This window comes from Variovorax sp. AB1(2024) (assembly GCF_037482385.2).
GTDB lineage: Bacteria > Pseudomonadota > Gammaproteobacteria > Burkholderiales > Burkholderiaceae_C > Variovorax.
Map to the genome: position 1 here is coordinate 633,157 of NZ_JBBHKP020000002.1, position 14,145 is coordinate 647,301.

The window sequence follows — 14,145 nt, forward strand, 5'->3', positions numbered from 1 at the left end:
ATTACATGGGGTGCGCGCCGCCCCGGATCTCGAAGGGGTAGTCGCCCAGGCGCACGTTGCCGCGCCGCCGCTCGACCAGCGGCGGCTCGCCCAGGCTGGCCGGCAGTGCATTGAGGATCTGGTGCTTGGCGCGGAAGATCTGGATGTTCACGTACGACGGCTCCACGCCCAGCATGCGCGAGAGGTCGTCCAGCCCGATCCAGCCCTGGCTTTGCGGTGGAACGCCGCGTTGCGCGTCCTGCTGGCGCACCCGCGCGAGCGTGACCAGGGTGTAGTGGTGGATGCGCTCGCCCAGCGACACCGACTTGCCGTCCGCCAGCAGGCTGAGGCTGGTGTGCTCCTCGTCCTGGCTGACGTCGAAATGCAGCGCGACATCCGCCGTCTTCGGCGCCGACGAGGCGACGGCGTTCTCCGATGTCGACTCCAGGTCGTCGCACAGCACGAACTCCCAGGCGCCGCGCGAGGTGCTGACCATGGCGCCGTCGTTCAGGTGCTCGATGCCGTCGATGTGCTCGAGCATCCAGCGCCCTTCGTGGAAATACACGTTCACCTCGGGCTGCTGGGCGTCGGGCAACAAGGTTTCGCGCGGGTTGAGCGCCACGGGCAAGCCGTGTCCCTGGCCCGGGAACAGGCAGGTGACGGGCGGCGTCAGGTCCTGCACGATCCAGGCCGATTCGTCGCCCAGGCCCATGCGCACCTCGGCGCCCACGCTCAGGGCGGTCCAGCGGCCGTTCGGCAGGCGTACCCCGTCCAGGGTGGTGCCGTTGCGGCTCTGGTCGACGATTTCCCAGGCCAGGCTGTTCCAGCGGACCAATGCATGGACCTGCGACACATCGGGCGCCTTGAGCACGGTCTGGCAGGCCGACGGACGGCGGCCGAACGCATGGACGGGGCGCAGCACGATGGAGCGGCCGTCTCGCTTGTTCCTGAAGAGAGCCATACCCTGTATTTTCGCTCGCCCGCTCAGACGTACAGCGCCTGGGGGTTGAGATCGGCTTCCTGCAGGGGCGCGTCGCGCCACCCCATCGCCACGGGCACGCCATAGAGACGCTGGTTGCCCAGCTCGGGCCAGATGTGGCACAGGCCCGGCACCACGACCTTGACAGTGCGCAGCGGAATGTCCGGGCGCGAGTGGTCGAGCACGATCGTCTCCAGGCCCAGGCCGGTGGCGATGCCCACGCACCGCGCAATCTCCCCGGCGATGTCGCGCCGCGCACCGGCGTCGGGCGACGGATGCAGCGGCACGGCGCCGCCCTCTTCCATCGGCATGAGGAAGGCGGGTGCCTCCTGCCCCCCCTCGGCGCCGGGCACCGGGAAGGTCTTGCCCGCCGCGATCAGCTGGCTCATTTCGGTGAGCGCGCGCTCGCAGGCCAGCATGCGGTCCGGACTGCAGCCGAAGCCGACGGCCCATTCGCCGGTCTGCCGGTGCCGCCCCACCGCCGCGACCACCGGAATGCCGAAGTCGTGCGTGATGTCGAGCACCCAGTGCGCCCACTGCAGCCCCCATGTGCGCGACAGGCGCAGGCGGGTGGCGACCGGCATGCCGTCCAGGTCGATGGCAGGCCGGCGGACCCGGCCGTACCACCAGATGGCGGCGGCATCGCGCTCCACCAGTTCGAGGAAGCCCTGCAGGATGGCCTCCTCGAGCGTGTTCCCGGCAGCGCAGCCGTTCGATGTCCAGGTGACGTGGTACTGGCTTTCGGCGGGCGCATGGGCGTGGCAGAAGGCCAGCGGCAGATAGCAGCGCGCATCGGCGGTCAGCGACCACGCGGGCACCCACCAGGCCGGCTCCGGTCCGGCGTCGGCCGCAGCCACGGCGTGCGGCGGCTTCTCGGTGCCGAATTGCGACTTCTGGTGCTCGCTGAAGTGCGCCAGCGCGGTCGGCGGAATGCAGCGCGCGTCCAGGTCCGCGGCGGGCGCGATGACCGTGGCTTCGTCGCCCTGGTAGAAAGCGGCGTAGCGCTCCACCGCCTCGCACAACGCGCTGGCACGTGACTGCGCCGCCGACATGCCCTTGCCCAGGCAGGTCTGCATCCAGGCGCCGGGGGCCGGGTCGCCGAAGGTCTGCGGGGTCTTGAAGATCTCGCTGCGGTAGACCGTCAGCATGTCGTCGGACTCTGCATTCAGGGACCTCACCCGCGCGATCACGCCGCACAGGGGCCCGACATGGCGTGACAGGCGCTCGACCGTGGCCGAAGCCGGCACGGTGCGCCAGCCGCCGTCGGCGCCGGCGACAGGTCCGCCGGGCGCCGGCGCGATGCGCTCGCGCTGCAGCAGCGCCATGAGCCCCGGGTTTCCGCACTGCGGGCATTGGGGGCGCGCGGCCACGGGATTTCTTTCGAGCGGATCGAGCGTCCATACCGCCTGCGCCTCGCCGGGCGGTGCGACCAGCATCTGCCGCGCCTTGACGAGCAGCCCGTCCAGCCGTTCGGCCACCAGGCTGGCGCCCGCGCGCACCGGCGGCCCGCTGTCCAGGTCGCCATGCCGCGCCCGCCACCAGGCGCGCGCCGGCCGGTTGCGCAGCCAGCGGTGCGCAAGGCAATGCCAGCAGGCCGGCGCCTCGCCTTCGCTTACGCCGGCACGCGGCGTGAACAGCGGGCCGACCATGGCCTGCTCGCCCGCCGGTTTCACCAGCAGCCACGGCTGTCCCTTTGCGCGCTGCCGGGCATCGATGGCGCCCAGCCGGGGGTCGAGGTAGTCGTCGCAGTACACGATCGTGAGGCCGGGGCTGATGCTGGCGCCCGCGCCATCGAGCGCCTCGGCCAGCGCCTGGCCCCAGCGCATCGCCGCGCCCCGGCCCACCGCGTCCGTCAGCGAGATGGCCTCGACACGGACCGCGACCGCCATGGGCGTGTGCGGCGCCGAGAAATCGGGCAGCAGGTAGGCCTCGCCGCCGCGCAGCATCACCGGGCGCACCAGGCCCTGCCGCAGCAAGGCGCCAAGCGCATGCAGCATCTCGGCGAGCAGCGCGCCGGCACCCGCGTCCCTGCAGTGCGTCGCCAGGCTCACGCCTTCGCGCAGCACGCGCTCGAGCGCCATCACACCGGGAGAGCCGAGCACCAGCAGCTCGTTCTCGCTCAGCAGCAGCAGGCGGTCGCGCAGCACCGCCGGCGGCAGGTATTTCTCGTGCCACTGGAAGACGTCGCCGAACAGGTCGGGCGCGGCGGCGTCACGCATCGTCTTGCGAGCCCAATGCGAGGCGGACGACGGCGTAGGGCCGCGCGCCCGTGGTGGCATGGAACGCGGTCTCGAACAGCAGGTGCTGCTGCGAGAACTGCGCATAAGGATGTTCCTCGGACATCACCCGGATCGACGGATGAATGCGCGTAAGGCCGGCGGCCTCCTCGAAGCCCGACACCACCGGCAGATGCATGCCGCCCACCTGCATCGGAAGCCGCGCGAGCGCCGGATGCACGTGGTCGAGCACGACGAAGCACGGCGGGCCGCCGCGCGCGAACCGCTCGGCCAACCGGCGCAGCACGGCCTCCAGCGGCGCCTGCGGCAGGTAGGGGCAGACGCCCTCCAGCATCACCAGCACCGGCCGGTCGCCCGGCAGGCCTGCGGTGTCGAGCCATGCGGCATCGAGGAGCGAGCAGGCCAGGTTGTCTTCTTCCTCGGCGCGGGGCATGTATTGCTCGCGCAGGGAAATGGCATCGGGCAGGTCGACGTTCAGCCAGCGCGCGCCGGCTGCTGCGGCGCCGGCAACCGCGGCCAGCCGGCTGCGGCGCGTGCACAGGCCCGCGCCCAGCGCGATGCACAGGCCCGTCGGATGGGCCGCGAGAAACTCCGCCGCGTACCGGTCGAACAGCAGCGCGCGCACCACCACGCCGCGCACGAAGGCGGTGTCCGCCGCGTAGCCCGACAGGTCGAGGGGCAGCGCCGCCGCAATGCGGCGCGCTTGCGGATCGTCGAACGCCGGCATGTCCGCCATGCCGCCGGCGCGCGCACGCGCGGCCAGCGTCAGCAGCAGCGTGGCCGTGGCGCCCTGCAGCGCCTGGGTCGGCGGTTGCGTCTGCACCGGCGCGACGGCAAGCTCAGCAGGTGAACGGATAGGCGCTGCCCGTGTTGTTGTACGAGGTCAGCGCGATCGCCCACATGTCCTTTTCTTCGGGCGCGCTCGGGTAGTTCAGCCGGATGCTGTTCTTGATGGGCGAGCCGTCCGGGTTCGTCTGGTTCCACTGGCCGGCGGCGGCGTCCCAGGTGAACGCCGAGTTGGTCGCGAAGCGGATCTCGAAGTTGAACGGGTTGTTGTAGCCCAGCCATTGGCTCAGCACATTGGCCTTGTCGGCGCCGTCGTCGCGGGTGAGTTCCGCGTGGAACTCGGGCGACTGCCATGCGAGCGCGATGGCGCGCAGCACCACGCCGCCGAAGGCCAGCAGCGAATCGGGGCCGCCGCCGGGAATGCCCAGGCCCGTAGGCAGGCCGCCGCCGAGCAGGCCCGGTGTCACTTCGGACGCTTCGAACTGGGCGGAGGAGCCCATGAAGTTGGGGAACTGCTGGTAGTAGGCAGCCAGGGCCTCGGAGGCGTTCGACGCCGGCGCCTGCGGCAGCACGATGACGAAGGCGTCATCGGGGCCGATCCACCCGGCCGTGAGCATGGGCTTCCACTCGGCGCGCTGGTGCGGGTCGGCGCTCTGGTAGAGCGAGATGTCGAGCTGCGGCCACAGCGTCGGCAGGCCGAAATCGCGGTGCAGCAGCGGCTGGATGTCGCGCTGCTCGAGCAGTTCGCGGCGGTAGGCGTCGTCCTGCCACGATCGGGCGATGCCGCGCAGGTAGGCGAGGCGGAATTCGAGCAACGGGTCGGCGTTCTGGCGCTGGAGGGTCATGGTGACTTCAATCCTTGGGTTCAAGTGATGTGCGCATGCACGGGCGTGCGCACGGACAGTTCCGGCCGCAGGGCGGCCAGCTCCTTCAAGCGTCCGGCAACGTCGTGCACGGCGGGTGCCAGTGCCTGCAACGCCACCAGGGCTTCGGCTTCGGTTCGGTGTTTCCCGCTCACGCGCGCGACCAGCGCCGCCTGCGAGAAACACGCCTGCACGGTGGCGCTGTCGGCACCCGCGGCCTGCAGGTAGCGGGCTTTCTTCAGGTGCAGCTCGGCGCTGTAGAGCCGCTCTTCGAGCACGTCCACCAGGCGCAGGCACTCGTCGATGCGCTCGGCCGCCTCGGCCCAGCGCTGGTTGGCCGCCAGCGTCTCCGCGGCGAAGGCGCGGTAGTAGCTCTGGCAGTAGCGGCAGCCCATGCCCCACAGCGCCTCCACGGCGCCATCGGCGCGCGCGATGTCGCTCGCCTCGCCGCTGGCCCAGCAGCGGATGATTTCCGCGTAGCCGGTGAACGCCGGCAGGCCGTAGCGCGCCGTGATGTCGAGCAGCTCGCCGGTGCTCGCGAGCGCCCTGGCCCGGTCGCCGCGGGCCTGGTGGCCCAGGCTCTGGTAGAGCAGCGCCATGCTCAGCGAAGGAATGTGCGACATCTCGCGCGCCAGGCGCACGGCGGTGGTCGCGTCGTTGCGCGCGGCCTCGTCGTGGCCCGCGAACCAGCGCACCAGCGCGCGCCCGGTGGTGGCCCACACCCGCGTGTCGAAACCGAACTCGGCCGCGTGGTGCGCGTGGGCGACGGGGTCGTAGCGCTCGATGGCATCGCTCAGCGCCTGTTCGGCCAGGTCGAAGCGACCTTCGGAATAGTGCGAGAGCCCGAGGTAGGTCTGCGCCGCGACGAGCACGCCCTGGTCCTGCTGCTGCGTCGCATGGTCGAGCAGCCGGTGGCTCAGGCGGTGCACTTCGCCGCGGTTGCTCGCGACGTGGTGGTAGGTGATGAGGGCCCACAGGTGCTGCACCTGCTTGTCGCGCGCGACGGTGTCGTCCAGCAGGTCCTGCGACAGCGCGATGCGCTCCACCACCTGCTCGTGGGCCCAGCCGTACTTGTTCATCATCGCCTGCGTGACGTAGCTGTTCACGTCGAGCCGGGCCTCGCGCTGGGCGGTGCCGCCGAGCTGCGCCATCCAGCTGTCGATGTGCCGGGCGTAGGCGATGGTTTCATCGTTCAGCGAGCGCACTTGGGTGATGCGCAGTTGCTGCACCGCATGCGCGATGGCCTGCGCATGGTCGCCGGCATCGGCCCAGTGCTGCGCCACGCCGCCGGGCTCGGCGGCCACGCGCTGCGGATAGCGCTGCATCAGCGTCTGCGCCACGTCGCGGTGCTGCTGGCGGCGCTGCGCCACCAGCATGCATTCGTAGGCCGTGTCGCGGATCAACGCGTGGCGGAACATGTAGGCGCCCGCGCCCGCGCGGTCGTCGGGCATGACCAGCTCCGCCTCGCGCAGCACGGCCATGTCGGCGTCCACCGCGTCGCGCGCGCGGCCCGAGCAGGCGCACAGCAGGTCGATCTCGAACTGGCGGCCGATGGTGGCCGCGAGCTGCAGCAGGTTCTTGAGCGGGCCGAGCCGGTCGAAGCGGCTGACCAGCGAGTCGCGCAGCGTGACCGGAATCGCGGCCGGCTGCATCGTGTCGCGAAAGCCCCAGACGCCGTCGCTCTCGACCAGGTAGGCGTCGAGCAGCATGCGCGCCATTTCCTGCACGAACAGCGGCACGCCATCGGTGCGCTCCACCACGTTGCGGATCACGCCGGCGGTGACCACGCGCGGCGCCAGCGCCCGCCGCGCCAGCTCCGCGGCCTGCGCGTCCTCGAGCCGGCGCACGTCGATGCACTCGGCCTCGAGCGCCTGCGGCGGCGTCCATTCGGGCCGCGCCGTGAGCACCAGCAGCACGCGGCGGTGCGGCAGTTGCGCGCTGAGCTGTTCGACGAACTCGATGCTCGTGGGGTCGGCCCAGTGCACGTCCTCGAGCACGAGCAGCAGCGGCGCGGACTCGGCCATGTGCAGCAGCCACTGCGCCATCGACGACAGCAGCAGTGCCTTCTGCATCGGAGGAGAAATGCGGCTGGGCTCGCAGTTGCCCAGCGGCAGCGAGAGCCACGCGCAGAAGATGGGCAGCACCGCGTCCTCGTCGCAGCCGGCGCCGCGCAGGATCTCGCGCAGCCATTCGCGGCGGCCGTCCGGCGAGGTGTCGGGGGCCGCGTCGAGCCGCTGGCGCAGCAGGTTCAGGAACGGCGTGAGCGCGTTGTTGCGGTTTTCCGGCTGGCACTGCGCGCCGACGGTGCGCAGGCCTTCGGCCAGCACATGCGCGCGCAAGGTGTCGGCCAGGCAGGACTTGCCGATGCCCGGCTCGCCGCGAATCCACACGGCGCTGCCGTGGTCCTGCCGCGCCCGGCTCCATGCGGCGCGCAGTCGCTCCAGTTCGGCCTCGCGGCCGACGCACACGGCCTGCGCCGCGGCGTCCGGCGACGGGTCGGGCAGCAGCGGCGCCTGCCGGTCGACGTTGAGCTGGTAGGTCTGGATGCCCGCGGACTGGCCCGGCAGGCTCACGTTGGCGACCTTGTCGAAGTGCGCGTAGCGGCCCAGCAGGCGGTGGCTGCTTTCGCTCGCGAGCAGGGTGCCTGTCTCGGCCACGGCTTCGAGCCGCATCGCCACGTTGACGGCATGGCCCGAAGGCACCTCGCCGTTGGCCACCACGGCCATGCCGGTGTGCATGCCCATGCGGATGCCCAGGTGCACGCCGTGCGCCTGCGCGACGGCGGCGGCGCGGCGGCGGCTCAGCGCCATGAGCTCCAACGCCGTCATGCTGGCCTGCCGTGCGTCGGTGTCGCTGGCATGCGGATAGCCGAACAGCACGATCATGCGGTCGCCGAGCGTGCCGGCGAGCAGGCCGCCGCGGCGGGTGGCGGTCTCCGCGAACAGCGCGAGCTCGTCGCGCTGCAGCAGTTCGATGTCCTCGATGTCGGAGGGCAGCGCGTCGTGCGTCTCGGCGCCGTCCGCATCGGTGTCGGGCCAAACCGAGACGCTGCAGCACAGCACGGTGAGCTGCCGCTTCTCGGAGAACACGCGCGTGGTGGCCACGGTGCGCGTGAGCGTTTCATGCTGGGCCTGGCGGGTCGAGCGCAGCACGCCGACGAGGTCCTCGAGCCGCAGGCGCGTGAGTTCGGCCAGCAGCGTGGCAGCGGAATCGGCGCGCTCCGCGGCCTTCTTCCTGAGCGCCTTGCGCAGCAGCGCGGCCACAGGGTGCTCCACGATCTCGGGCGGCAGCGGAATCTCTTGCGGGCTCAATTGCCGGTGCAGGATTTCCGCCGCCGAGGCCCCCTGCACGGCGGGTGCGCCGGTCAGGCATTCGAGGAACATCAGGCCCCAGGCGTAGAGGTCGGTGCGGATGCTCGGCGGCTCGCCGCGCAGTTGCTCGGGCGCGCTGTAGGCCGGCGTACCCAGGCTCTCCTCCGTCATCGTGAGCGCGGGGAACTGCAGGCCGGTGCGCTGGGGAATGACGGTGCCGATGCCGAAGTCGAGCACCTTCGCGTGCGGCACGGCGCCGGTGAGCGTCACCATCACGTTGTCGGGCTTGAGGTCGCGATGGACGATGCCGGCCGCATGCGCGCAGTCGAGTGCGTCCAGCACTTCGGCCATGAGGCGGCCGGTCTCGGACGCCGTCAGCGCGCCCTGGCGGCGGATGAGGCTGGTGAGCGTTTCGCCCGGCACGTATTCGAAGACGCCGTAGACGCAATCGCCCTGCTCGCCCTTGTCGAGCAACTGGACGATGTGCGGGTGATGCAGCGCGGCGCACAGCCGCGTCTCGCGATGGAAGCGGGCCACGCGCCGGTTGCCCGCCTGCAGCTTCACGACCTTGATCGCGACCTGTGCGCCAGTGCTCTGCTGGCGCGCGCGGTACACCGTGCCGTAGCCGCCGGCGCCCAATGCCTCCAGAAGTTCATAGCCGGGAATGTCCAGCGGAATCGGCGCGGGTTGGGACGCTGCTGCTTGAGTGGGGTTGGTGACGGCATCCTGCATTTCAGCCTCGTCTGTGGATCTTTGGCGGTCCTCCTGAAGGCGCTTGGCGCCCGATCGGCCTTTCAGCAGACCGGTGCTGCGACACCGATTGTTACTCTAGCTGAAGGCAAGGATTTTCCTCACGGATTGGCGTGAAAGAAGATCCAGGCAGTGGCAGGCAGATAACAATTCAGGAGTTAGGTCTCATTTTGTAACACATAAGCGCTCACTTCTTAACGGATTTACTTTTTATTTGCCGGCGGCATCGCTGTTCGAGCGAGTCGTCCCCCGCCGAGCCGGTCCACATACGACAACGGGCCACCCTTTTCCAGGGGTGGCCCGTGAATCCGTCAGCGCGCTGCTGCGTTACTTCTTGTCGCCGCCCGGCACCTTGCCTTCCACGCCCTTGACGTAGAAGTTGATGCCAGAGAGGAATTTGTCGTCGGCCACGGCGTCCTTGGCGACCAGTTCCTTGCCGTCCTGGCCGAGGATCGGCCCCTTCCAGATCACGAAGCTGCCGTCCTTCAGGCCCTTCTTGACTTCATCGACCTTGGCCTTGGCTTCGGCCGGCACGTCCTCGGCGATCGACACGAGGTCGATGGCGCCTTCCTTCACGCCCCACCACGACTGGCCGGTGGTCCACTTGCCGTCCAGCGCTTCCTGGGTGGCCTTCACGTAGTACGGGGTCCAGTTGATGACGGCGGAGGCCAGGTGGGCCTTGGGACCGTAGGCGGTCATGTCGGAGTCCCAGCCGAACGCGCGCTTGCCCTTTTCCTGCGCGGTCTTGAGCACGGCCGGCGAGTCGGTGTTCTGGAACAGCACGTCGGCGCCGCCGTTGATCAGCGCGGTGGCGGCTTCGGTTTCCTTCGGCGGGCTGAACCACTCGTTCACCCACACGACCTTGGTCGTGATCTTCGGGTTCACCGACTGCGCGCCCAGCGTGAAGCTGTTGATGTTGCGCAGCACTTCGGGAATCGGCACCGAGCCGACCACGCCCAGGGTGTTGCTCTTGGTCATGGCACCGGCGATGACGCCGGCCATGTACGCGCCTTCGTACGTGCGGCTGTCGTAGGTGCGCATGTTTTCCGACGTCTTGTAGCCGGTGGCGTGCTCGAACTTCACGTCCTTGCTGTCGGCCGCGACCTTGAGCATGGGCTCCATGTAGCCGAAGGTGGTGCCGAAGATCAGTTTGTTGCCCTGGCTCACGAAGTCGCGGAACACGCGCTCGGCGTCCGCGCCTTCGGGCACGCTTTCAACGAAGGTGGTCTTGATCTTGTCGCCGAATTCCTTCTCGAGCGCCTTGCGGGCGTTGTCGTGCGCGAACGACCAGCCGCCGTCGCCCACCGGACCGACATAGGCGAACGCGATGTTCAGCGGCGCTGCCGGTGCCGGCGCCGGGGCGGCCGCCACGGGAGCCGGGGCCGCGGGTGCGGCGGCCGGTGCTGCGGCTTCTTCTTTCTTGCCGCAGCCGATCAGGGCGGCCGAAGCGACCGCGGTGAAGGCAGCCAGCTTGAGCAGGGAGCGCTTGTTCAGATCATTCATTGTCGGAAATCCTCAAAAAAGGACAGGTTGGCGGAAAAACGAAAACGCGATTATGAGCCGGGGTAGAACGGTTTCCCGATGGACGCCGGCATGTTGGCGCGGATGAACGCGGGGTTGCGCGAGATCAGCGCCAGCACCACGATCGGCGCGATGTACTGCAGCATGCTGAGGAACTGCGCGGGCACGTCGACGCCGCTGCTCTGCAGGTGGAAGCCCAGCATCGAGACTCCGCCGAACAGGTACGCGCCCAGCAGCACGCGCACCGGCCGCCAGGTCGCGAAGGTGGTGAGCGCCAGCGCGATCCAGCCGCGGCCCGCTACCATGCCCTCGACCCACAGCGGCGTGTACACCGTCGAGAGGTACGCGCCCGCCAGCCCGCACAGCGCACCGCCCGCGATCACCGCCAGGAAGCGGATGCGCCGCACCGGGTAGCCCAGCGCATGCGCCGACTCGGGCGATTCGCCGACCGAGCGCAGCACCAGGCCGGCGCGCGTGCGGTACAGGAACCAGATCAGCCCGGCGGTCAGCGCCATCGCGGCATACACCATCGGGTGATGGCGAAACAGCGCCGGGCCGACGAGGGGAAGGTCGCTCAGCACGGGAATCGCGTAGGACGCGCTTTCCGGCAGCTTGGCCTGCACGAAGTTGATGCCGGCGAAGGCCGAGAAGCCCACGCCGAACAGGCTCAGCGCGAGCCCGGTCGCGTACTGGTTGGTGTTAAGCCAGATCACCAGCACGCCGAAGAAGGCGGCAAGCAGGGCCCCCGCCGCCATGCCGGCCAGGAAGCCGAGCCATGGGTTGTGCGTGGTGACGACCGTCGCGAAGCCCGCGATGGCGGCGCACAGCATCATGCCCTCGGCTCCGAGGTTGACGATGCCGGCCTTCTCGTTGATGAGCAGGCCCAGCGCCGCGATGGCGAGCACGGTGCCCGCGCTCAAAGTGGAGCCGAGCAGGAGTGCGTAGCTTTCCATGTCAGAGGGCTCCCTCGTTCGGGCGCGCGACGGGCGCGGTGATGGGTGTGCTGGCCTGCAGCGAGGCGGTGGTCATGCCGGAGGCGGCCTTGGCGGCCGCCTTGCGGCGGATGCGGTAGGCGATGAGCGTGTCGCAGGCCAGCAGCGTGAACAACAGCAGGCCCTGGAACACGCCGGTGAGCGACTTCGGCAGGCCCAGGCGCGACTGCGCCAGTTCGCCGCCGATGTAGAACATGCTCATGAGGATGGCCGAGAAGATCATGCCCACCGGGTGCAGCCGCCCGACGAAGGCCACGATGATGGCAGCGAAGCCGTAGCCCGCCGGCACGTACGGCGTGAGCTGCCCGAGCGGGCCGGCCACTTCGAGCGCGCCGGCCAGGCCGGCCGCGCCGCCCGAGGTCAGCAGCGCGATCCACACCGCGCGGCGGGCCGAGAAGCCCGCATAGCGCGAGGCCGCCGGCGCCAGCCCGCCGACCTGCTGCGCAAAGCCCGCGCGCGTGCGGAACAGGAACACCCACAGCGCCCCGGCCCCGACCAGCGCGATGACCAGCCCGATGCTCACCCGTGAGCCCTTGAACAGGCGCGGGATCTGCGTGACCGCCTCGAAGGTCTTGGTCTGCGGAAAGTTGTAGCCGTTCGGGTCCTTCCACGGGCCGAAGACCATGTAGCCCAGCAGCAGCGTGGCCACGTAGACCAGCATCAGGCTCACCAGGATCTCGTTGGCGTTGCACTTGTCGCGCAGCAACGCGACGATGCCCGCCCACACCATGCCGCCGAGGATGCCCGCGGCCAGGATGGCCACCACGATCCACTGCCCGGTCGTCTTGTCGGCCAGCAGCGCGACACCGCCCGCCGCGATGGCGCCGAACACGAACTGCCCTTCGGCGCCGATGTTCCACACGTTCGAGCGGAAGCACACGGCCAGCCCCAGCGCGATGATGAGCAGCGGCGTGGCCTTGACCATCAGCTCGCCGATGGCGTAGCCGTTCTTGAGGGGCTCGTAGAAGAACACCAGCAGGCCCTTGACCGGGTCCTTGCCGAGCGCGGCGAACAGCGCCACGCCGATCAGCACGGTGATCAGCAGCGCCAGGATCGGCGAGGCGTAGCTCCAGAAGCGCGACAGCTCCGGGCGGGGTTCGAGCTTAAGCATGGGCTGCCTCCGAGTCCTTCTGCCACAGGCCGCTCATCCATTCGCCGATCTGCGGCAGCGTGGCCGCCGCGCGGTCGACGGACGGCGACAGCCGCCCCTTGGCGATCACGTGCAGCCGGTCGCTGATCTCGAACAGCTCGTCGAGCTCCTCGCTGACCACCAGCACGGCGCAGCCGGCATCGCGCAGCGCGAGGATCTCGCCGCGGATCAGCGCGGCGGCGCCCACGTCCACGCCCCAGGTCGGCTGCGAGACGATGAAGAGCCTGGGATTGGCGTCGATCTCGCGGCCGACGATGAATTTCTGCAGGTTGCCGCCCGACAGCGAGCGCGCCGCCGCATGCGGGCCGCCCGCCTTGACGTTGAAACGCTCGATGATCGAGCGCGCATGGCGCTCGAGCGCGCCGGTGCGGATCCAGCCGCCCCGCCCGACCGCATTGCTGCGCGTGAGCAGGAGGTTGTGCGCGAGCCCCAGCGTGGGCACCGCGCCGCGGCCCAGCCGTTCCTCGGGCACGAAATGCAGGCCCAGGGCGCGCCGCGCGCGCGGTCGCAGCCTGCCCGCCGGCTTGTCGAACACGCGGACCATCGCGGCCTCGGCGCGCACGTCCTCGCCCGACAAGGTGTAGAGCAGTTCCTTTTGCCCGTTGCCCGAGACGCCCGCGATGCCGACCACTTCGCCCGCGCGCACTTCGAAGGAAATGCCGTCGAGGTCCACGCCGAACTGGTCCTCGCGCGCCAGCGACAGCCGCTCGACGCGCAGCGCCACGGCGCCCGCGTGCACCGGCCGGTGCTTCAGCGGCGGCGGCTCGCTGCCGATCATCAGCCGCGAGAGCGACTCGTTGCTCTCGTTCTGCGGGTTGCACACCCCCGTCACCTTGCCGCCGCGCAGCACGGTGCAGGCGGTGCACAGCTCGCGGATCTCGTGCAGCTTGTGGCTGATATAGAGAATGCTGCAGCCCTCCGACGACAGCTTCTTGAGCACCTGGAACAGCTTGAGCACGGCCTGCGGCGTGAGCACCGATGTCGGCTCGTCGAGGATCAGCAGCTTGGGGTTGGTGAGCAGCGCGCGGATGATCTCCACCCGCTGCATCTCGCCCACCGACAGCGTGTGCACCGGTCGCGAGGGGTCGATGTCCAGACCGTACTCGCTCGCCTTGGCCGTGATGCTGCGCGCCACCTCGGCCAGCTGCAGCGACTTGTCCAGCCCTAGCCAGACGTTCTCGGCCACGGTGAGCGTGTCGAACAGGCTGAAATGCTGGAACACCATGCTGATGCCCAGCGCCCTCGCCTGCTGGGGGTTGCGCAGGTTGACGGCCTGGCCGTCGAAGGTGACGGTGCCTTCGTCGGGCTTGACCGACCCGTAGATGATCTTCATCAGGGTCGACTTGCCGGCGCCGTTCTCGCCGAGCACGGCGTGGATTTCGCCGGGCTGCACGGCCAGGGTGATGTCGCTGTTGGCCACCACCGCGGGATACCGCTTGGTGATGTGCGCGAGCTGGAGTCTGGGGGTTGTCATGCCGGGTTTCGTGGGTTTGTCTCGTTCAACAGCAACAAAGCGGGAACAGCTATCAGTTTAATAGCGGTCCCCGCGACCATCGGCGCCCGACGGCGCTTTGCTC

Annotated in this window: 9 protein-coding genes; all 9 read right to left on the minus strand. The window is 69.7% G+C overall.

What is annotated here, in order from left to right; genetic code table 11:
• Position 1: 1 nt before the first annotated feature.
• The 9 genes from WIX39_RS29890 to WIX39_RS29930 all read right to left on the minus strand — a co-directional run bounded on the left by WIX39_RS29890 (position 2) and on the right by WIX39_RS29930 (position 14,042).
• A complete protein-coding gene (locus WIX39_RS29890; protein WP_409196744.1) occupies positions 2-940 on the minus strand; it encodes an FHA domain-containing protein in 939 nt (312 codons plus the stop codon).
• Positions 941-963: 23 nt separating this feature from the next.
• Complete coding sequence (locus tag WIX39_RS29895) at positions 964-3,177, minus strand: TOMM precursor leader peptide-binding protein (RefSeq protein WP_409196745.1); 2,214 nt, start codon at positions 3,175-3,177, stop codon at positions 964-966.
• Positions 3,170-4,018, minus strand: coding sequence for a class I SAM-dependent methyltransferase (locus WIX39_RS29900; RefSeq protein ID WP_409196746.1), 849 nt, complete (start codon positions 4,016-4,018; stop codon positions 3,170-3,172). The genes WIX39_RS29895 and WIX39_RS29900 overlap by 8 nt, the downstream gene beginning before the upstream one ends.
• Positions 4,019-4,034: 16 nt before the next feature.
• Positions 4,035-4,826 (minus strand): BMA_0021/BMA_0022 family TOMM bacteriocin, encoded by a 792-nt coding sequence (locus WIX39_RS29905; protein WP_081268954.1) that lies wholly within the window; start codon positions 4,824-4,826, stop codon positions 4,035-4,037.
• 20 nt (positions 4,827-4,846) lie between these two features.
• Complete coding sequence (locus WIX39_RS29910) at positions 4,847-8,887, minus strand: TOMM system kinase/cyclase fusion protein (protein ID WP_409196747.1); 4,041 nt, start codon at positions 8,885-8,887, stop codon at positions 4,847-4,849.
• Between the two features lie 345 nt (positions 8,888-9,232).
• A complete protein-coding gene (locus tag WIX39_RS29915; RefSeq protein ID WP_081268956.1) occupies positions 9,233-10,408 on the minus strand; it encodes a BMP family ABC transporter substrate-binding protein in 1,176 nt (391 codons plus the stop codon).
• Between the two features lie 50 nt (positions 10,409-10,458).
• The gene (locus WIX39_RS29920) at positions 10,459-11,379 is read right to left on the minus strand and encodes an ABC transporter permease (RefSeq protein WP_409196748.1); all 921 of its coding nucleotides are present in this window, start codon (positions 11,377-11,379) and stop codon (positions 10,459-10,461) included.
• A 1-nt stretch (position 11,380) separates the two neighbouring features.
• Positions 11,381-12,529, minus strand: a complete 1,149-nt coding sequence (locus WIX39_RS29925; protein ID WP_081268958.1) for an ABC transporter permease — start codon at positions 12,527-12,529, stop codon at positions 11,381-11,383.
• Positions 12,522-14,042, minus strand: coding sequence for an ABC transporter ATP-binding protein (locus WIX39_RS29930; RefSeq protein ID WP_081268959.1), 1,521 nt, complete (start codon positions 14,040-14,042; stop codon positions 12,522-12,524). The genes WIX39_RS29925 and WIX39_RS29930 overlap by 8 nt, the downstream gene beginning before the upstream one ends.
• Positions 14,043-14,145 lie beyond the last annotated feature (103 nt).